Origin of the sequence: Stutzerimonas stutzeri (assembly GCF_000219605.1) — a bacterium.
In the GTDB taxonomy this organism is placed as follows: Bacteria; Pseudomonadota; Gammaproteobacteria; order Pseudomonadales; family Pseudomonadaceae; genus Stutzerimonas; species Stutzerimonas stutzeri.
On sequence record NC_015740.1, the window covers coordinates 2,140,831 to 2,160,997 of the forward strand.

16 protein-coding genes are annotated in these 20,167 nt (G+C 65.3%); 9 read left to right on the plus strand and 7 right to left on the minus strand.

The features are described from left to right. Both ligD and PSTAB_RS10075 read right to left on the minus strand, forming a co-directional pair. Positions 1-2,556 carry a DNA ligase D gene (gene ligD / locus PSTAB_RS10070; protein ID WP_013982805.1) on the minus strand — a complete coding sequence of 852 codons (2,556 nt, stop codon included), beginning with the start codon at positions 2,554-2,556 and terminating at the stop codon, positions 1-3. A 28-nt stretch (positions 2,557-2,584) separates the two neighbouring features. Continuing rightward, positions 2,585-2,881, minus strand: a complete 297-nt coding sequence (locus tag PSTAB_RS10075) for a hypothetical protein (protein WP_013982806.1) — start codon at positions 2,879-2,881, stop codon at positions 2,585-2,587. A 287-nt stretch (positions 2,882-3,168) separates the two neighbouring features. Between PSTAB_RS10075 and PSTAB_RS10080 the strand changes: the two genes are divergently transcribed. Beyond that, positions 3,169-3,444: a DUF1652 domain-containing protein gene (locus tag PSTAB_RS10080; RefSeq protein ID WP_013982807.1), complete on the plus strand. Its 276-nt coding sequence runs from the start codon at positions 3,169-3,171 to the stop codon at positions 3,442-3,444. A 6-nt stretch (positions 3,445-3,450) separates the two neighbouring features. Here the strand turns inward: PSTAB_RS10080 and PSTAB_RS10085 are convergent, their stop codons facing one another. Both PSTAB_RS10085 and PSTAB_RS10090 read right to left on the minus strand, forming a co-directional pair. After that, a complete protein-coding gene (locus PSTAB_RS10085) occupies positions 3,451-3,735 on the minus strand; it encodes a DUF2061 domain-containing protein (protein ID WP_013982808.1) in 285 nt (94 codons plus the stop codon). Positions 3,736-3,842: 107 nt separating this feature from the next. Then, entirely contained in the window at positions 3,843-4,373 is a 531-nt protein-coding gene (locus PSTAB_RS10090) for a ferritin-like domain-containing protein (RefSeq protein ID WP_013982809.1), read from the minus strand. Between the two features lie 203 nt (positions 4,374-4,576). Between PSTAB_RS10090 and PSTAB_RS10095 the strand changes: the two genes are divergently transcribed. Further along, on the plus strand, positions 4,577-5,689 hold the full coding sequence (locus PSTAB_RS10095) for a mechanosensitive ion channel family protein (RefSeq protein WP_013982810.1): 1,113 nt from the start codon (positions 4,577-4,579) through the stop codon (positions 5,687-5,689). A gap of 3 nt (positions 5,690-5,692) precedes the next feature. On the opposite strand, the gene PSTAB_RS10100 is transcribed toward PSTAB_RS10095, so the two are convergent. Next, positions 5,693-6,199, minus strand: a complete 507-nt coding sequence (locus PSTAB_RS10100; protein ID WP_013982811.1) for a CinA family protein — start codon at positions 6,197-6,199, stop codon at positions 5,693-5,695. 298 nt (positions 6,200-6,497) lie between these two features. Here PSTAB_RS10100 and glgA point away from each other — a divergent pair, with 298 nt between their 5' ends. The 7 genes from glgA to PSTAB_RS10135 all read left to right on the plus strand — a co-directional run bounded on the left by glgA (position 6,498) and on the right by PSTAB_RS10135 (position 18,433). After that, on the plus strand, positions 6,498-8,048 hold the full coding sequence (gene glgA / locus PSTAB_RS10105; RefSeq protein WP_041771732.1) for a glycogen synthase GlgA: 1,551 nt from the start codon (positions 6,498-6,500) through the stop codon (positions 8,046-8,048). Positions 8,049-8,060: 12 nt separating this feature from the next. Continuing rightward, complete coding sequence (treZ, locus tag PSTAB_RS10110) at positions 8,061-9,833, plus strand: malto-oligosyltrehalose trehalohydrolase (RefSeq protein ID WP_013982813.1); 1,773 nt, start codon at positions 8,061-8,063, stop codon at positions 9,831-9,833. Further along, a complete protein-coding gene (gene malQ, locus PSTAB_RS10115; protein ID WP_013982814.1) occupies positions 9,830-11,905 on the plus strand; it encodes a 4-alpha-glucanotransferase in 2,076 nt (691 codons plus the stop codon). The genes treZ and malQ overlap by 4 nt, the downstream gene beginning before the upstream one ends. Beyond that, positions 11,902-14,712, plus strand: a complete 2,811-nt coding sequence (locus PSTAB_RS10120; protein ID WP_013982815.1) for a malto-oligosyltrehalose synthase — start codon at positions 11,902-11,904, stop codon at positions 14,710-14,712. The genes malQ and PSTAB_RS10120 overlap by 4 nt, the downstream gene beginning before the upstream one ends. Beyond that, on the plus strand, positions 14,709-15,047 hold the full coding sequence (locus PSTAB_RS10125; protein ID WP_013982816.1) for a DUF2934 domain-containing protein: 339 nt from the start codon (positions 14,709-14,711) through the stop codon (positions 15,045-15,047). Before PSTAB_RS10120 ends, PSTAB_RS10125 begins: the two co-directional genes overlap by 4 nt. 99 nt (positions 15,048-15,146) lie before the next feature. Then, on the plus strand, positions 15,147-17,297 hold the full coding sequence (gene glgX, locus PSTAB_RS10130; protein ID WP_011913274.1) for a glycogen debranching protein GlgX: 2,151 nt from the start codon (positions 15,147-15,149) through the stop codon (positions 17,295-17,297). 287 nt (positions 17,298-17,584) lie between these two features. Continuing rightward, entirely contained in the window at positions 17,585-18,433 is an 849-nt protein-coding gene (locus tag PSTAB_RS10135; protein WP_013982817.1) for a M23 family metallopeptidase, read from the plus strand. Between the two features lie 4 nt (positions 18,434-18,437). On the opposite strand, the gene PSTAB_RS10140 is transcribed toward PSTAB_RS10135, so the two are convergent. Together PSTAB_RS10140 and PSTAB_RS10145 are read right to left on the minus strand one after the other, a co-directional pair. Further along, positions 18,438-19,277: a DUF2218 domain-containing protein gene (locus PSTAB_RS10140; RefSeq protein WP_013982818.1), complete on the minus strand. Its 840-nt coding sequence runs from the start codon at positions 19,275-19,277 to the stop codon at positions 18,438-18,440. A 27-nt stretch (positions 19,278-19,304) separates the two neighbouring features. Then, positions 19,305-20,096, minus strand: a complete 792-nt coding sequence (locus tag PSTAB_RS10145) for a DODA-type extradiol aromatic ring-opening family dioxygenase (protein ID WP_013982819.1) — start codon at positions 20,094-20,096, stop codon at positions 19,305-19,307. Positions 20,097-20,167: the final 71 nt, after the last annotated feature.

The window sequence follows — 20,167 nt, forward strand, 5'->3', positions numbered from 1 at the left end:
TCAGGCGTTCAGGCGGTCGCGAATCTTTCTGGTCAGGCGCTGGCGGGTCTTGCCGATGGACGCCCAGGGGTCGTCGCCACCGAGTTCCTGCAGGCGTTCCAGCAGGTTGCGCACCGTCCACAGGTTGGCGCCCTTGAGGTCCGCCAACTCGTCGCGGTGGATGGGTACGGAAACCGGCAGCCCCTCGCGGGCGCGTACCGAGTACGGCGCGACGGTGCTGGCGCCACGGCTGTTGCGCAGGTAGTCGATGAAGATGCGCCCGACCCGGTTCTTCGGCCCGCTGACCGCGGAGAAATGGGACGGCAGGAGTTTTGCCAGGTGCCTGGCAATCGCCTGGCTGAAGGATTTCACCTCGCTCCAGTCATGCACAGGGTCGAGCGGTACGACGATGTGCAGCCCCTTGCCGCCGCTGGTCTTGAGAAACGATGCCAGGCCGATCTCGTCCAGCAGCGTCTGGGTCAGCTGGGTCGCCTCGAGCATGCGCTTCCACGGCAGAGCCGGATCGGGGTCGAGGTCCAGCACGAAGCGGTCAGGGTGCTCGAGATTGGGCGCCACGGCGTTCCAGCTGTGCAGCTCGATAGTGCCCATCTGCGCGGCGCCGACCAGCGCCTCGGCGCTGTCGATCACCAGCAGCGCGCCGTGCTTGGGATCGAGCGCCGGGTCCAGCTGGGTGATATGCGGGATGGCCAGCTTGTCGGCGTGCTTCTGGAAGAACAGCTCGCTAGTGATGCCTTCAGGCGCGCGGACCAGCGCCAGCGGCCGGTTCTGCAATTGCGGCAGCGCCCAGGGGGCGATCTGCGCGTAGAAGCGGGCCAGTTCGATCTTGGTGATGCCGCTGCTGGGGTCGATGACCCGTTCGGGGTTGGAAATCTTGATCCGACCGCTGCCGAGGGCATCGGCCTTGTCGGCGACGTTCGGCTTTGCCCTGGCGACTGGTTTGGCCCGCTCGTGGGTGATGGCCTCGGCCGGCTTGTCGGTTCGCAGGCCGTGGAACACCGAGTGGCGCACCACACCCTGTCGGGTCATTTCGGCATAGGCGACTTCGCACATCAGCTCCGGCTTGAGCCACTGCGCGCCACGTGCATCGGCTGCTGGGGGTGCCTTTGCCAGCGGGCTTTTATCGGTTTCCAGCTTCTTCAGCTTCTTGTGCAGGCTCTGCAGCGTTGCATGGTTGAAGCCGGTGCCGACCTTGCCGGCGTAACGCAGCTCGCCGTTGTCGTCGTGCAGGCCGAGCAGCAGCGCGCCGAAACCGGTGCGGGTACCCTTTGGCTGGGTATAGCCGACGATGATGAATTCCTGCCGATTGCTGCATTTGATCTTCACCCAGCTGCTACTGCGTCGCGAGGTGTAGGTGCTGCCAGCGCGCTTGCCGATCAGCCCTTCGAGTTTCATCTGGCAGGCGCTTTCCAGAATGCTGTCCGGCTGCTCGGTGAAGTCCTCGGAGAAGCGCAGCAGCTCGCTGTCACTGCGCTCCAGCACCTCGCGCAGCGCTGCGCGGCGCTGCTCCAACGCCACCTCGCGCAGGTCCATGCCGTTCAGGTAAGGCATGTCGAACAGGTAATAGAGAATGCTGCCGCTGCGCCCCGCCTCGAAAGCGTTCTGCAAGGCCTGGAAGTCCGGCGTGCCCTCCTCGTTCGGCACCACCACCTCGCCATCCAGCCACCCGGACTCGAGCCCGAGCCCCGCAAGCGCCGCGGCCTGCTGGGGCATCTTCGCCGTCCAGTCGTGGCCGTTGCGGGTAAACAGCCTGACCTCGCCGGAGTCGATGCGCGCGAGCATCCGGTAGCCGTCGAACTTGATTTCGTACCGCCAGTCCCCGCCCGGTACCGTATCGACCAGGGTGGCCAGCTGCGGTTTGAAATGCTCCGGTAGCTCGGCCGGAACCGCCCCCTCGAGCGCGACCTTTGCCTTTCGCCTGACCGGTGTCCGCTTCTTGGCGGGCGCCTTGACTGGCGCAGGCGGGGTTTCGGCCACGCGGGCCTTCGCGCCGCGCTTGCGCGGCACCAGAGTGCGGTCACTGAGCACGCTGTCGGGCTCGGCGGTGACGATGTCGTACTCGCTCTCCTCGCGCGCCGCCTCGTCACGGGATTTGATGAGGAACCACTGCTCCTTCTTCCCGTCCATCTGCGTGCGCACCAGGTTCCAGCTGCCGGCAAGCTTCTCGCCTTCCAGGCTGAACTTGAGCTTGCCCTTGCGATAGCCCTCCTGCGGGTCGCCCTGGGGTGTCCACACGCCACGGTCCCAGACGATCACGTCGCCGGCACCGTAATGCCCTTCGGGGATGTTCCCTTCAAAGGTGGCGTACTCCAGCGGGTGGTCTTCCACGTGAACGGCCAGCCGGCGCACGCCGGGGTCCAGGCTTGGCCCCTTGGGAATCGCCCAGCTCTTCAGGGTGCCGTCCAGTTCCAGGCGGAAGTCGTAATGCAGACGCGTGGCGTCGTGCTTCTGGATGCAGTACTGCAGCGCCTGGCTCTTGCGGGACTTCGGCCGTGCCTTGCCGGCGGGTTCCGGCGTGGCGGCGAAGTCACGCATGCGTTGGTAATCTTCGAGCGCCATGGCCAACCTCCGCGAGCTATGCCGGCGGCTATTCCAGCTTGCCGGCGTCGGTGGAAGTGTCGTTGGGGCCGCCCGGCGCCGAATGCCGGTCCGGATCGGTTGAAGGTTCCTCGCTGCCCGGCTGTGGCGCCACCAGCTGGCCGTCTTCGGTCACGGTACGGCCCTTGTGATCCTTGCGGGTTTCCACTTCTTCCTGCGGCGTGGGGTTGCCCATCGGGCTCGGACGTGACCCGGTATCGTCACGCGGAGTGCCGGCGGGAAACTGCGCCATCGCAGGCGCCGCAACCATTGCACTGAGCATTGCGCTGAGCAGCAGTCTTTTCATGTGGGATCTCCGCGTAGGCTGGGTAGTCATGGCTGTTACTTAATTTGGTCATCCCCCGCTGGTATGAGTTCAGGGGGGCGGCGACCGGTCCGCCCGACGGGTTCCGATAAGCGGCACTGGTCTGAAAAGGCTAGCTAGAGCGCCTGGGCGACTTAATCCGCTCAATGGACATATCGCCGCATTTACAAGGCGAACAGTGCTGCTACGGTTGAAGGACGTCGGAACGCCAGGGGTGCGCAGCGGATGCTGTACTGCGCTTTAGTCACCTCCTTTGCTAGGGAGGATTTATGAATACGCGTCTTCCTCTGTTCAAGATCGAAGCCATCCTGCACACCTACCTACGGCCGTTTCAGTGTGAATGCCGCGATGCTTCCGACAGTTCGCTCAGCGTGCGCCTCTACCATGAACCGCCAGATGAGGAACTGACTGTTCTCGGCATCTCCTACGACCAATGCCGCGACGCGGCCAATTTGGTGCGTCTGGCTCAGGAACTGCGCATCGAAATGTGCGCCACCCGCAGCACGCTGCCCGCCGAAACGAATCGGAGCGTGCGCACGGAGTGACCCGGCTCAGCGCGGCGTACGCGCGGCCCGGCCCCCGGCGGCCTGCCCCCGGCCCATGTACTTGAGGAACACATCGTGGCCGTAGCTGTGGGAGTGGGTCGCCTTCTGCCGGCCGAATCGCTGCCAGGCGCGTTCGTGCAGGTAGAACACCACGGTGTTGCACAGCGGCTCGATCAAGGCGACGGCGCCACCGATGACGGCGCTTCCGGTCAACGCATAAACGACGATGAAAGCCGTGGCGAAGTGCAGCACGGCGAAGGTCAGGGTCTTGACGAGCGGTCGTGGTCTCATGGACGGCTCCCGACGGACAGGCACGGCCGTTTGCGGTCCCGCAACGGCCCTGCGAAAGAGAATGGGGAAGGCCCGGCCGAGATGGCCGGGCAATCAGGCAAGCCGTCTCAGCGCTTGGCTTCGACGTTGGGTTCCAGCGCGCGGGTCAGGTAGGCCTGGGTCAGCTCCGCCAGGTGGTCGCGCAGCCAGTCGGCCATGGCGACCTCTTCTACCAGGATGCGCTCGCAGACTTCCTTGGTCTGCATGTCGCCGACCGCTTCGGCAGCGGCAATCAGGATCTTGTAGGAGGCGATTTCGAGATTCTCGAAGACGTAGCCCATCTGCGCGCCTTTGACGATCTCGTCATTGACCATCATGCCGCCCATGGCCTGCCCCATCGCCATCATCTTGCCGCCGAGGTCCTTGAGGCCGGAATAGGACTTGTCGTAGCGCTGCAGGCAGCCTTCGATCAGCTTGGCCTGGTTCTGCGTCTCGGTGATGTGCTGCTCGATCCGCGCCTTGAGTTCGGGGTAATGCTCGATACGGCTTGCCTGCTTGTTCAGCATGGTCTCCGCCTGCGCTTCCATAGCATGCGCATCGCGCAGCCACTCGATGAGGCGTTCGGTACGGACGTCATTGCCGGTCTGTGCACTTTGCATGGGATCACTCCTCAGGTCTGGAAAAGTCGGGGGTCGAATGTGGCCCGCTTGGTTTTGTGAGAGACCCCGCCAGCAAGAGTTCCCCCTACCCGACCGGCGCGCCCCCAGGCGCAACGGCCTGAACTTTTGCCAGACACAGCCTGTCACTGGCCCTGACGAACGGTTAACCGGAGCCCCACGCCATCGAACTGCCCGCCTATCTCTTGCAATGGGACCAGTACATCAGCCAGCCAGCGCTGCGCACGCTCGCTGCAGCCTTGTTCGTGGTGCTTATCCTCAGTCTGTTCGGCCGTCTGCTGACCGCTCTGATGCTGCGCCTGGCGCGGGCCTTCCTGTTCACCCGCGAGCTGTCCGAACAGCTGGAAAAGCCCATCCGCGTGCTGCTGCCACTGATGGGCCTGCAGGGCGTCTGGACCTCGGCGCCTGATGACCTGCTGCTGATCGGCGGCGCGCGGCATGTGACCACGCTTCTGATCATCGGCACCCTGACCTGGCTGGTGATGCGCCTGCTGCGCGGCCTTCAGCAGTTCATCCAGCTGCGCAACCCGGTGGATGTGGTCGACAACCTGCGTGCCCGGCAGATCCAGACGCAATCTCGAGTATTGCTGCGGACCCTGGCGTTCTTCGTTCTGCTGATCGGTGCCGCGGCGATGCTGATGACCTTCCCCGGCGCACGCCAGTTCGGTGCCAGCCTGCTGGCTTCGGCGGGGCTTGCGGGTCTTGCGGTGGGCTTTGCCGCGAGGCCGGTACTGGCCAACCTGATCGCCGGACTGCAGATCGCCATGACCCAGCCGATCCGCCTGGATGACGTTGTGATCGTCGAGAACGAATGGGGCCGCATCGAGGAAATCACCGGCACTTACGTGGTGGTGCGGATCTGGGACGACCGCCGGCTGGTCGTGCCGCTGCAGTACTTCATCGAAAAGCCTTTCCAGAACTGGACCCGTCGTGGCTCGAGCCTGATCGGCACGGTGTTTCTCTGGGCCGACTACAGCCTGCCTCTGGAGCCGCTGCGCGAGGAGCTGCGGCGGCTCTGCAAGGACGTTCCCGAACTGTGGGACGGCCGGGTCTGCGTGCTGCAGGTGACCGATGCCAGCGAGAAGTCCATCCAGCTGCGCGCCCTGGTCAGCTCCCTGGACTCTTCACGCAACTGGGACCTGCGCTGCCACATCCGCGAGAACCTGCTGGGCTTCATCCAGCGGCAGTACCCGCATTCGCTGCCGCAGGTCCGGGCCGATCTGAGCGTCGGACACAAGCAGCGCGTCGATATGTCGCAGCCGGAGCACGTCGAGCCGGAACGCCAGCCTCCGGTGTAGGCGTCAGGTGCCTTCACCCTGCTCGAGCTTCTCCACCAGCTGCGCATACTTGTTTTCCAGCTGGGTCAGGCCGTGCCGCGCCGCCTGCTTGCGAATCTCGACGCGGTCGCCGTCGAACTGCACCGTTTCGCTCACCACCACCTGTCGCTCGCCCCGCATCAGTGCATAGGCGTAGCACTGCGTGCCGCCTTCATCCTCCTGATCGTCGTCGGCCACGCCGGTATTGGCCACTGCCAGCGTGGCGACACTGGCGTTCAGCGCACCGATGGCCATCTCGCGGGCCACCTCTTCGCTGGTCAGGCCGAATTTCTCGATAGTCTCGAAATCCACGTTGAGCAGGCGGTTCTTGGCTTTCGGCGAGTAGACGACGAACCCGCTGTCGAGCACCTGGCCGCAACCCGGGATGTCTCCCAGCAGCGAGGCCATCAAACCGCAGGTACAGGATTCAGCAGTGGTCAGCTTGAGTTCCTCGCGCTGCAGGAATGCCACGACTCGTTCGATCTCTTGCATGTTTTTTGCTCCGCCACAAATGGGCCTTCAGGTTCGTGTTCTGAATTCGGAGCGGGTTGGCCTGGCGCGAGTTCCGACCGCGGTCGTCTGTTCTAGTTTTTTAAGAACTTCTACCGCGACATCGGGTCTGGTTTTTGGTAGGGCCGGCGCAGCTCTACCTGCCCTCGCGGCAGCTCCTAACAATCGTTTTTGCCTGGTCGTGTTCATGGTATGTGGCGGTCATCAGATCGTTGCATGGGAGAAATATGCTCGTAGCTGGCACCGGCACCTGGAACGCCGGGGCTCTGGGGAGATCGTGATGAGTATTGCCGCTGTGAACGCCCGGCCTCTCGGACTACCGAAGGCCCAACCCGCTGTGCCCCCGGTTACTCGCCCTGCTCTGCAGATTCGCAGTAGCCACGATGACAAACGCAAGATCCTGTTCGTGACCTCCGAGCTGACTGACCTGGTCAAGACCGGCGGGCTCGCCGACGTGTCCGCCGCCCTGCCCCGAGCACTTGGCGCACGCCACGATGTGCGTGTGCTGATTCCCGGTTATTCGCAAGTGATCAACAGCGGCCACCCTATCCGCATTGTCGGCTCGCTGAGCGGATACGCCGAGGTACCCGGCTGCCGCATCGGCCGCATCGACATGCCGGATGGCCTGATCATCTATGTGCTGATCAGCCCTGAACTCTACGAGCGCGATGGTTCACCCTACGTCGACGGACACGGCAACGACTGGCTGGACAACCCGGTCCGCTTCGCCCGCCTCGGCCTGGCCGCTGCCGAGATCGCCGCCGGCACCGCCTGCATCAGCTGGGCGCCAGAGCTGGTCCACGCCCATGACTGGCCGGCAGGTCTGGCACCGGCGTACATGCACTGGCGCGGACTGTCGACGCCCAGCGTGTTCACCATCCACAACCTCGCCTATCAGGGCAACATCGACATGTCCCAGCGGCGTCAGCTGGGCATTCCCGGCGAGGCCTGCGACCCGGAGCGCATGGAGTTCTACGGCAAGCTGTCGCTGCTCAAGGCCGGCATCGCCTATGCCAATCACGTCACCACCGTGAGCTCGACCTACGCCAGGGAGATCACCACGCCGGAGTTCGGCTGCGGCATGGAAGGGTTCCTCAGCATGAAGGCCCGCCAGGGCCTGCTCAGCGGCTTGCTCAACGGCATCGACGATAGCTGGGAGCCGGAAAGCGACCCTTACCTCGTCAGCGGCTTCAGTGCCCGTGACTGGGCCGGCAAGCAGGCTAATGCCGCCTATGTGCGGGACGCGTTCGGGCTGGAGAAGCGCGACGCTCCGCTGTTCGCCGTGGTCTCGCGCCTGGTGCATCAGAAAGGCGTGGACCTGACCCTCGATGTGGCCCATGCCATCGTCGAAGGCGGCGGTCAGCTGGCCATTCTCGGCCAGGGCGAGAGCCAGATCGAAGCGCAGGTCCGTCAGCTGGCCGAGCAGTATCCCGGACAGGTCGGAGCGCACATCGGCTTCAACGAGACCGACGCGCGCCGTCTGTTCGCCGGCAGCGACTTCCTGCTCATGCCGTCACGCTACGAGCCCTGCGGCCTGAGCCAGATGTACGCCCAGCGCTACGCCTCGCTGCCCATCGCCCGGCGTACCGGCGGGCTTGCGGACTCCATCGAGGACGGCATCACCGGGTTCCTGTTCGACGCACCCGACGCGGCCAGCTATCGCCAGGCCGTACAGCGCGCCCTGGCGGTGCATCACCACCCTGAACTGCTCGGCGCCATGCGCTGCCGGGCCATGGCGGCCGGATTCTTCTGGCGCCATGCCATCGAACCCTATGACGCGCTCTACCAGCAGCTGCTCGGGGAGCGCCGCGAGGTTCGTCTTTTAATCTGAAGAGGCTATTCAATGCACAAGCAGCGTGCCTTTATCGGGCATCACGGTCCGGAACTGCTGGATGACGGGACCACCCGCTTCAGGATCTGGGCGCCCGATGCGCAAAACGTCAGTCTGATCGTGGTTGGCGCCCAAACGCTGCCGATGACCCCCAACGAAGATGGCTGGTACAGCATCGATGCCCCTTACGGAGCCGGCACCCTCTACCGCTTTCTCATCGACGATGAGTTACAGGTGCCGGACCCCGCCTCCCGCGCCCAGGCCGGCGACGTGCACGCGCCCAGCCTGGTCGTCGACACCAGCAGCAACTATCTGTGGCGCAACCCGAACTGGCTGGGTCGTCCCTGGGAGGAAACCGTCCTCTACGAGATGCACGTCGGGCTGTACGGCGGCTTCGCCGCCATGGAGCAACACCTCGCCGACCTGGCGGAGCTTGGCGTTACCGCCATCGAGCTGATGCCGATCGCTGAATTCCCCGGCGATCGCAACTGGGGCTACGACGGCGTCCTGCCCTATGCGCCGGAAGCCGCCTACGGAAGCCCGGAAGAACTCAAGCACCTGATCGACACCGCCCACGGGCTGGGCCTGATGGTCTTTCTCGACGTGGTCTACAACCACTTCGGGCCGGACGGCAACTACCTGGGCCGCTATGCCAAGCACTTCTTCCGCCACGACCAGCAGACGCCCTGGGGCGACGGCATCGATTTCCGCCGCCGCGAAGTGCGCGACTTCTTCATCGACAACACCCTGATGTGGCTGTTGGACTACCGCTTCGACGGGCTGCGCTTCGACGCCGTGCATGCGATTCCCGACCGCAGTTTCCTCACCGAGCTGGCCGAGCGCGTGCACGCCAGCGTCGAGCCTGGCCGCCACGTGCACCTGGTACTGGAAAACGAGGACAACCGCGCTAGCCTGCTGACCGCCGGCTTCACTGCGCAGTGGAACGACGACGGCCACAACGTGCTGCATGCCCTGCTCACCGACGAGAGTCAGGGCTACTACGCCGACTATCACCAGGACGCCACGACCAAGCTGGCGCGTTTCCTCGGTGAAGGCTTCATCTACCAGGGGCAGAACAATCGTCGCGGTGAAGCACGTGGCGAGCCCAGCGGCCATCTGCCGCCGACCTCCTTCGTGCTGTTCCTGCAGAACCATGATCAGACCGGCAACCGCGCCTTCGGCGAGCGCCTGGTCAGCCTGGCCGATGCCGACGCATTGCGTGCTGCTACCGCCGTGCTGCTGCTGTCGCCCATGGTGCCTCTGTTGTTCATGGGCGAGGAATGGGGGGCGCGCCAACCATTCCTGTTCTTCACCAGCCACCACGGCGAACTGGCCGATGCAGTGCGCGAAGGGCGGCGCAACGAGTTCGCCGAGTTTGCCGAGTTCGCCGACGAAGCCACCCGCGAGCGCATTCCCGACCCCAACGCGGTTTCCACCTTCGAAAATTCGCGCCCGGATTTCAGCGCCCGCCAGGAACCTGGGCATGCCGAATGGTATGCGCTGTATCGCGAGTTGCTGGGCATCCGCCACCGGGAGATCGTGCCGCGCCTGCAGGGTGCGCGCTTTCTCGAATCCCGTGTGCTGGCGCAAGCGGCGGTGCTCTCCCGCTGGCAGCTCGGCGATGGCAGCCGGCTGCGTCTGGAGCTCAACCTTGGCACCCAGGCCGCACCCCTTCCGACGGCATCGATCAGCGGCGAGCTGCTGTTCGCCAGCCGCGAGGCCACGCATGCGCATGACCAGTTGGCACCTCGTATGGCCAGGCTGTATCTGGAGAAAGCCACATGAGTGACGAAGCCCTGATCCGCCTGGCTGACGCAGCCGGGTTGTCCATCGACTGGGTGGACGCCGACAACCGTCAGCAGCGGGTGGAGCCGCAAGTACTGCGTGAAGTGCTCGGTTGCCTCGGACTCGAGGCAGATACCGATCAGCAGATCGAAGCCAGCCTGAAAGTCATCGCGCATCAGAACAACCACGGCGGTGTACCGCCGCTGCTGACCTGCGACCAGAACGCCGTGCTGGAGCTGGCGGCCTACTTCCCGCCGTCCAGCCGTTACGAACTGGTGGCCGAACAGGGCGACGTGCTGCACGGCACGCTGGACGACCAGGCACGGCTGCATGTGCCGGACACCCCGGGCTATCACCGCCTGAGGATCGACGAGACCGAACTGATCGTGGCGGTCGCGCCGCCCTCGTGCCCCACGGTTGCGCAGCTCGCAGGCCCGAACGCCTGGGGGCTGACGGCCCAGCTGTACAGCCTGCGCCGACCAGGCGACGGCGGGCTGGGCGACACCCAGGCGCTGGAAGCCCTGGTGCGCAATGCCGGTGCCCATGGAGCCGACGTGCTAGGCATCAGCCCGGTGCATGCCATGTTCGGTGCGCATATCAATCAGTACAGTCCCTACTCGCCCTCCAGCCGCCTGTTTTACAACGTGCTGCACGCAGCGCCGGGCTCCATTCTCGGCGAATGGCCGGTGCGTCAGGCCATCGAGGCGTGCAGACTCGGCGAGGAGCTGGAGCGCCTCGAGCGACTGGACCTGATCGACTGGCCTGCCGTGGCGCAATCGCGTCAGCGCCTGCTGCGCCAGCTGTTCGACGACTTCAGCCAGGGCGAGAACCCGCAACAGGCCGATTTCGACAGTTTTCGCGCCAATGGCGGCGAAGCGCTGGAGAACCATTGCCGTTTCGAGGCGCTGCACCAGCATCTGCGTGACGCCGAAGGCCATCCGCAGCATTGGCGCAACTGGCCGCAGGACTACCGCGACCCGGCCAGCCCGGCAGTGGAACGCTTCGCCCGCGAACATGCCGACGAGGTCAGCTATCACGCCTTCGGCCAGTGGCTGATGGCGCGCGGGCTCGAGCGCGCACAGGTTGCCGCACGCAGCGCAGGCATGCGCATCGGTCTGGTCTCCGACCTTGCCGTCGGCGCCGACGGCGGTGGCAGCCAGGCCTGGAGCCGCCAGGGCGAACTGCTCGCTTCGCTGAGCGTCGGCGCACCGCCGGACGTGATGAACCGCGACGGACAGAACTGGGGCATCTCCGCGTTCTCGCCCTGGGGCCTGCGTCAGCATGGCTTCCGAGCCTATATCGAAATGCTGCGCGCCAATCTCGCCCACGCCGGCGGCATGCGCATCGACCACGTGCTGGGCCTCAAGCGCCTGTGGGTGGTGCCGGCCGGCGCCGACCCCAAGCGCGGCGTGTACCTCAACTTCCCCTTCGACGACATGCTGCGCCTGCTCTGCCTGGAGGCCTGGCGGCATCAGGCGGTGATCCTCGGCGAGGATCTCGGCACCATTCCCCACGGGTTTCGTGACGTGCTCGCCGCCAAGGGCATCCTCGGCATGCGGGTACTGCTGTTCGAACAGCACGACGGCCATTTCCAGCGTGCCGACCAGTATTCCGACCAGGCCCTGGCGACCAGTACCACCCACGACATCCCGACCCTGAGGGGCTGGTGGAACGGCCATGACATCGACTGGCGCATCAAGGTCGGTCAGGTGCAGGAAGCCGATCGCGATCAGCAATGGCGTTCCCGCGAACATGAGCGCGCCGGGCTCAACCGTGCGCTCTGCGAGGATGGCGGAAAAGATCCTCATCATCTGCTGAGCGCCGAACAAGCCGTCGATGCCGCCGCCTGTTTTCTCGGCCACACCCGCGCGCCGCTGGTGCTGTTTCCGGTCGAGGACGCCCTCGGCCTGGAGGAACAGACCAACATGCCGGGCATCGTCGAAACCCACCCCAACTGGCGTCGCCGCTATCCCGGCGACAGTGCAACGCTGCTCGACGGCGAAGCCAGCCGCCGGCGCCTGGAATGCCTGGCGCAGGCACGCCGCAACCATCGTGGAGCTGCGCATCGATGAAAGACCTTACCGCGACCCTGCGACTACAGTTTCACCGCGACTTCACCCTGGATCACGCCACCGCACTGGTGGATTACTTCGCCGAACTCGGCATCAGCCACATCTACGCTTCACCGCTGCTCACAGCCCGCCCGGGCTCCATGCACGGCTATGACGTGATCGACCCGACCCGCATCAACCCGGAACTGGGCGGCGAACCGGCGCTGCAGCGTCTCGTCGAGGCCCTGCGCGGCAAGGGCATGGGACTGATCCTGGACATCGTCTCCAACCACATGGCCGTGGGTGGTTCCGGTAACGCCTGGTGGCAGGACGTGCTCGAATGGGGTCGCCGCAGCCCCTATGCGCAGTTCTTCGACATCGAATGGAATTCGCCGGACCCCCTGCTCGAAGGGCAGCTGCTGGTGCCCTTCCTGGGCAGTGACTATGGCGAGGCGCTGCAACAGGGCACCGTTAAACTGCGCCTGGATATCGACAATGGCGCCCTGTACGCCGAGCACTACGAGCATCGCTTCCCGATCACCCCGCCGAGCTACGGCGAGGTACTGCGCGCCGCCGAGCATCCGCAGCTGCGGGCGCTGGCACAGCATTTCGATGCACTGAAGACCGAGCCGGCGCCTTACCAGACTGCTCGCCTGCTGCGTGCCGACCTGGCCGAACAGCTGCAGGACGCTGAAACGCGACAGGCGCTGGAGCAGGCGCTGAACTGCTACGACTCGACCAGCGAGGACGGCTTCAAGCGCCTGCACGGCCTCCTTGAACGCCAGCATTATCGCCTCGCCAGCTGGCGCACCGCCGGCGACGACATCAACTGGCGACGCTTCTTCGACATCAACGAGCTGGGCGGCCTGCGCGTCGAGCGGCCGGTGGTGTTCGAGGAAACCCACGCCAAGATCTTCGAGCTGATCGGCGACGGCCTGGTCGATGGCCTGCGCATCGACCACATCGACGGTCTGGCCGACCCGCGTGGCTACTGCCGGCGCCTGCGCCGTCGTGTCGACCGGCTCAATGCCGGCCGTCCGCCGGAAGCGGTACAGGATCACGTGCCGATCTACGTCGAAAAGATCCTTGCCGGTGGCGAACGGCTGCATGACGACTGGGGCGTGGACGGCACCACCGGCTACGAGTTCATGAACCAGGTGTCGCTGCTGCAGCACGACCCGGCTGGCGAAGCGCTGCTCTGCTCGCTGTGGAGCGAGACCAGCGGGCGCACCACCGATTTCATGGAAGAGGCCCGCCAGGCCCGCCAGCTGGTGCTGACCGGCCCCTTGGCCGGCGATTTCGAAACCGTCGCCCAGGCGTTGCTACAGGTGGCTCGCGGCGACGTGATGACTCGCGACATCACCCTCGGCGCGATCCGTCGAGCGCTGCTGGAGCTGATCATTCACTTCCCGGTGTACCGCACCTATATCGCCGCGTCAGGCCGGCGCGAGGCGGACGAGCCGTTCTTCCAGCAGGCGCTGGACGGCGCGAAGACGACCCTGAGCGAAGCGGACTGGCCGCTGCTGGAGCATCTGCAGCGCTGGCTGGGCGGCGAGAGCCTGCGTCAGCTGCCGCGCCACCTGCGCAAGATTCGCCGCTACGCCTGCACACGCTTCCAGCAGCTGACCTCGCCGGCGGCCGCCAAGGCCGTCGAAGACACCGCCTGCTACCGCTCCGGCATCCTGCTCTCGCGCAACGATGTGGGCTTCGACCCGCAGCACTTCAGCGCACCCGCGCAGGCCTTTCACGATGAATGCCTGCAACGCGTCGAGCATTTCCCGCGCAACCTGCTGACCACCGCCACCCACGATCACAAGCGCGGCGAGGACACCCGTGCGCGCATCGCGGTGCTCAGCGAGCGCGCCGACTGGTTCGCCGGCAAGGTCCGCCACTGGCGCGAACTGGCAGCAGGACAGATCCGCCAGCTGGACGATGGCGCCGCGCCCTCGCCCGCCGACGAGCTGATGCTGTTCCAGATCCTGCTCGGCAGCTGGCCGCTGGACCTGCACGCGGACGATCGACCCGCCATGGAGCAGTACAGCGCGCGCATTCTGCAATGGCAGGAAAAGGCCTTGCGCGAAGCCAAGCTGCGCACCACCTGGAGCGATCCCAACGGCGACTACGAAGGCGCCTGCCGGCAATACGTGGAGCACCTGCTGCTGGCCGCCGAAGGCGCACCATTGCGGGACGAAATCGCCGCCGCAGCCGCTGAGCTGGCGCCCGCCGGTGCATTGAACAGCCTCGTGCAGACCTTGCTGCGCATGACCACCCCCGGTGTGCCGGATCTCTACCAGGGCGCCGAGTTCTGGGACCTGAGCCTGGTGGACCCGGACAATCGCCGCCCCGTGGACTTCGCCGCGCGCCGCAACAGCCTCGAGCAGCCCGCAACGCCTGACCAGCTGCTGCAAAGCTGGCATGACGGTCGCATCAAACAGCTGGTGATCAGCCGCACGCTGCAGGCTCGTCGACGTTTTCCGCGGCTGTTCACCGAGGGCCGTTATCTGCCGCTTTCGGTGAGCGGCGAGCAGGCCGAGCGCCTGCTCGCCTTCGCTCGCGAACTGGACGGGCAATGGCTGGTGGTGGTGGTGCCGCGGCTGGCTGCCGGCCTGCTGAGCGACAGCAGACAACCTCGGATTCCAGCGCAGCGTTGGGGCGATACCCGTATCGCATTGCCCGAGGCGCTGGACGGTAGTGAGTTCGAGCGACTTTTCGACGGAACGACAGTCACATCCCAACAAGCCAGCCTCGAGGCTGCGCGCGTTCTGGACGGCTTGTCGGTGGCCGTCCTGCATACGTCTACGAGAGCAACAGGAGAATCCCAACAATGAGTGCAGAAGAAAAACGTATCCGCGAGTTCGCCTACCAGATCTGGCAGTCCGAAGGCTGCCCGCACGGCGAGGAAGAGCGTCACTGGGAGATGGCTCGCAAGCTGGTCGAGGCCGAAAAAGGGGCCCCCGTGGCCAAACCGGCGACCCGCGCGCGCAAAACCGCCACCAAGCCCACCGATGCCACACCGAAGGTCAAGGAAGCGCCGGCTGCGAAGCCCCGCGCGAGCCGTGCCAGTGCCAAGGCTGATACCGCCAAGGCGGACACCGACGCCAAGGCCGGCACACCGGAAACCATCAAGAAGACCCGTACCCCGCGCGCAAAGAAGGAAAGCTGACCGGCGGCAGGCAATCTTGTCGGCGTCGGTTCGGTCCAATGACCGTCCGCGCCGACAGGCGCTTCGCTGTGCCTTCCTGAATCCGTCCTTGGAGTTTTCATGAGTAAGAAAAAGCCCCACGCGCCACAGGTCATGACCCCTTCCAGGATTCGCGAGGGCCTGCCCTTCCCTCTCGGGGCGACCTGGGACGGCTTGGGCGTGAATTTCGCCATCTTTTCCGCACACGCCACCAAAGTGGAGCTGTGCCTGTTCGATGCCAGCGGTGAAACCGAGATCGAGCGCATCGAACTGCCCGAGTACACCGACGAGATCTGGCACGGCTACCTGCCCGACGCCCACCCCGGACAGATCTATGGCTATCGCGTGCACGGGCCCTACGACCCGGAGAACGGTCATCGCTTCAACCCCAACAAGCTGCTGATCGACCCCTACGCCAAACAACTGGTGGGCGAGCTGAAATGGTCGGAAGCGCTGTTCGGCTACACCATCGGCCATCCCGACGGCGATCTCAGCTTCGACGAGCGCGACAGCGCGCCCTTCGTGCCCAAGTGCAAGATCATCGACCCGGCCTTCACCTGGGGCCGCGACCATCCGGTGCAGGTGCCTTGGGACAAGACGATCATCTACGAGACCCACGTGCGCGGTTACACCATGCGCCACCCGTCCGTGGCCGATGACGTCCGCGGCACCTTCGCCGGCTTCAAGACGCCGGAGGTCATCGACTACATCCGCAAGCTCGGCGTCTCTTCCATCGAGTTCCTGCCCATTCATGCCTTCGTCCAGGACCAGCATCTGCTGGAAAAGGGCATGAGCAACTACTGGGGCTACAACAGCATCGCCTTCTTCGCACCGCATCCGAAGTATCTGGCCAGCGGCAAGATCACCGAATTCAAGGAAATGGTCGCGCACCTGCACAATGCCGACCTCGAGGTGATCCTCGACGTGGTCTACAACCACACGGCCGAAGGCAACGAGCTGGGCCCGACGCTGTCCATGCGCGGCATCGACAATGCCTCCTACTATCGCCTGATGCCGGATGACAAGCGCTACTACATCAACGATTCCGGCACCGGCAATACGCTGGACATGAGCCACCCCTGCGTACTGCAGATGGTCACCGATTCGCTGCGCTACTGGGCCACCGAGATGCACGTGGACGGCTTCCGCTTCGACCTGGCGACCATTCTCGGTCGCGAGCACTACGGCTTCGACGAGCGTCACGGCTTCCTCGTCGCCTGTCGCCAGGACCCGGTGCTGGCCAAGACCAAGCTGATCGCCGAACCTTGGGACTGCGGCCCCGGCGGCTATCAGGTCGGTGGCTTCCCACCGGGCTGGGCCGAGTGGAACGACCAGTTCCGCGACACCGTGCGGTCGTTCTGGAAAGGGGATGACGGCCAGCTGGCCGACTTCGCCAGCCGCCTGACCGGCTCCGGCGACCTCTACAACCAGCGCGGGCGTCGGCCGTTCAGCTCGGTCAACTTCGTCACCGCCCACGACGGCTTCACCCTCAAGGACCTGGTGTCGTACAACCACAAGCACAACGAGGACAACGACGAGGACAACCGCGACGGCAGCGACAACAACCTGTCCTGGAACCACGGCGTGGAAGGCCACACCGACGATCCGGAGATCAACGAGCTGCGCTATCGGCAGATGCGCAACTTCCTCGCCACGCTGCTGTTCTCCCAGGGCACCCCGATGATCGTCGCCGGTGACGAGTTCGCCCGGACCCAGCACGGCAACAACAACGCCTATTGCCAGGACAGCGAGATCGGCTGGGTGAACTGGGACATCAGCGAGGACAGCTACGGCCTGCTGGGCTTCGCCCGCAAGCTGATCCGCCTGCGTCAGCGCTTCCCGATGCTGCGCCGCAGCCGTTTCCTGGTCGGCGCCTACAACGAGGAACTGGGGGTCAAGGATGTCACCTGGCTGGCGCCGAATGCCGAAGAGATGACCATCGAGCAGTGGGAAGATGCACACAACCGCTGCATGGGCATGCTCCTCGACGGCCGTGCCCAGCCGACCGGCATCCGCCGCGCCGGTTCGGATGCGACGCTGCTGATCATCGTCAACTCGCACCACGACCTGGTGAATTTCACGCTGCCCGAGGTGCCCCAGGGCATCTACTGGAACCGCCTGATCGACACCAACCACCCCACCGCGCGGCCGGAACGTTTCGACTTTAACGACGAGTACGCCGTCACCGGCCGCTCGCTGTTGCTGCTGGAACTGATCAAGGCTGACGAGTGATGAAGCGCCCCGGACCGTGACGGGTTCGGGGCGGCGTCGCCGGGCCCGTCGCGTTCTGACGTTGTCGGCTGCCCACACCGCTGGGCGTGGGCTCCCGCTTCGGCCGGCCGAGGCGTTCCATCCGCAGTTCTCGCAACGAAAAAATCCACCTGGAATAAACGACATGCGGCAGTGAACCTCGCCGCATGACGCCAGTCCCAAAATCCAGCGCGGCCCCCTTAAACAACCAACGGATTCGTTCTGCTCGTCGCCGGCAGTCTTGTCTTTTCCGTGATGGATCACACGTCATGCTCTCTCTGCGACCGCTCATCTATCCCCTTCTGCTGCTGATCGGGCTGGCTCCGCTGGCTCCCAGCTTCGCCTCCAGCAAGCAAGCGAAAGCAACCGACAAACCGGGCTCGGTACGGCTGCTCATCAACCGTGCCGGCAGCGGCAAGGCCATGGATGTCAGCAATACCCTGGAGGTACCGGTGGAGGTGACGCTGCGCCTGACGCGCATGGTCAACGTGGCGGGCGTCGGCAACGGCGTGATCCGCAAGACGGTGCCGGCCAACAGCCGGGTACGCGTCGCCACGCTGAGCAAGCGTCAGGCGGGCGGGCCGATCATGTTCAAGCACTCGTTCAGCTATGCGCTGATCTTCTCGCCGGAGCCGGATCAGCCTGGTGTCGTCGATGGCCCGGCCTACGCGCTGCCGTGGCAAGGAGGGCCGTTCCGGATCTCCCAGGGCGCCGGCGGCGACTTCAGTCACAACTCGCCGAGCGGCCGTTATGCGGTGGATATCGCGATGCCGGTGGGCACGCCCATCGTCGCGGCCCGCGCCGGGACCGTGGTGAAGGTTCGCGACGGCCAGGGCGGGCGGCTGCCCGACCCGGCCGGCAACCATGTCCGCATCGAGCACGACGACGGCACCCACAGCGCCTATCTGCACCTGAGCCGGGGCTCGGTGCGGGTCGAGCCGGGCCAGCGCGTGGAAGTCGGCACACTGCTCGGCAAGTCCGGCAATACGGGCCGCAGTACCGGCCCGCACCTGCATTTCGTGGTACAGAAGCCCTACGGCGCGGCGATGGTGTCGATCCCCTTCCGCTTCAACCAGCCGGTGGAATCGCTGCCCAACTTCGCGTTGAGCAGCCAGTGATGAACTAGAGCATGCGCTGCATGATGTCGTCGCGCTTCACCAGCCGGTGATACAGCGCAGCGCCGATATGCCCGATCACCAGCAGTACGGTCAGCCAGGCCAGCGGCGAGTGCAGACCACCGATCGAGGCCGCCCAGGCGATCTCAGGCCCCTTCTCCACCAGCTGCTGGCCGAACACCTTCAGACCGTAGCCATTGCCGACCAGATAGAGCACGCCGGTGATCGGCATCGCCACCATGCAGACATACAGCGCCAGGTGCCCAGCCTTGACCAGCCAGGCCGTGGCCGGGTCGTGCAGCGGCCGTCGGCTCAGCTGGCTGGCCGACCAGAAGATGCGCAGCAGCACCAGAACCAGCAGCACGGCCCCCAGGGAAACGTGCCAGGGCACCAGCGTCTGCCCGACCCAGTGCTCCCCCTCTTCGATGCGGTCACCCAGCTTGAGGAACTGCCAGACGATCAGCAGTGCCATCAGCCAGTGGAATACCCGCGAAACGGTGCCATAGCGGCTTCTGGAATCCAGCGCGCGGTTTTCGGCCGGCTGTGCGGCTGGCTCGGCACCGGTTTCGGTCTGCCAGGCGATGCCAAGCGGCTCGTCGCCGGCCATCCGCGCCAGGTGATCGGCGACCACCTTCTGCAACTGCTGCAGCTGTGCCCGATCGGTGGACTCCAATTTTGCGTCCAGCACGCCCTCATTGCCGCGCAGGCTGCAGCGGCCGAGCGGCAGTTCGATGTCGCCGCCCTGCTCGTCCAGCTGCACGGGAAACTTGTGCCGCCAGTGATTGCACAGGCGCTTGATCAGGCGCGACAGATTGCTCGCCGTGATTCGGCTTTGTGATCGGTACATGGTGTTCCCCTCGATGAAATGTGCGCGTCAGCCAAAACGGTAGGCTGACAGCGTGGTGTGCATGACGCGGTCGCTGAAGACCTTGCGTCCGTTCGAATCGCCCGCTGCGCCGGCAGCCACCAGCAGCGGGATCAGATGTTCCTCGGCCCTCGGCGGGTGACACAGGCGCGCCGCCGGAGCATCTTCCCAGCGCTGCAGCGCCCGGTCTCGCTCGCCGGGCGGCAGTTCGACCGCAGCGGTGAGCCAATGATCGAATTCGTCCGAAATCGGAGCGAAACGCGGGTCGCCATAGCCGCGCATGTTGTGAAAGCTCATGCCGCTGCCGACGATCAGCACGTCCTCGCCGCGCAACGCCTGCAGCGCGTGACCGGCCTCGATGTGTGCCCGCGGGTCGAGGTCGCTGCGCAACGAGAGTTGCACCACCGGGATGTCCGCGTCCGGGAACATCAGCTTCAGCGGGATGAACATGCCGTGGTCGAAGCCACGCTGGGCATCCTCACGACCGCCAAGTGCCGCACCGTCGAGCAAGCCGGCGATTCGGCTGGCCAGTGCCGGATCGCCCGGTGCCGGGTAGCGCAGTTCGTAGGTGTGCGGCGGAAAGCCGTGATAGTCGTAAATCAGCGTGGGGCGTGCGGCCGTGGTCACGCTGAAGGTCGGCTGCAGCCAGTGGCCGGAAACCAGGACGATGGCGGTCGGCCTCGCCGGCAAGGTCGCGGCGATGCCCTTTAGGAAGTCCGCCATGGCATTCCAGGCGGTTGGCGGGTTCCAGTCCATGAAGAAACAAGGGCCGGCACCGTGCGGTACGAACAGGGTCGGCATGGTCTGCCCGACGCCCGACGCCCGACGAGCTGAAAGAGGTCATCGCATGAACTCCCGGAACGGATATGCGG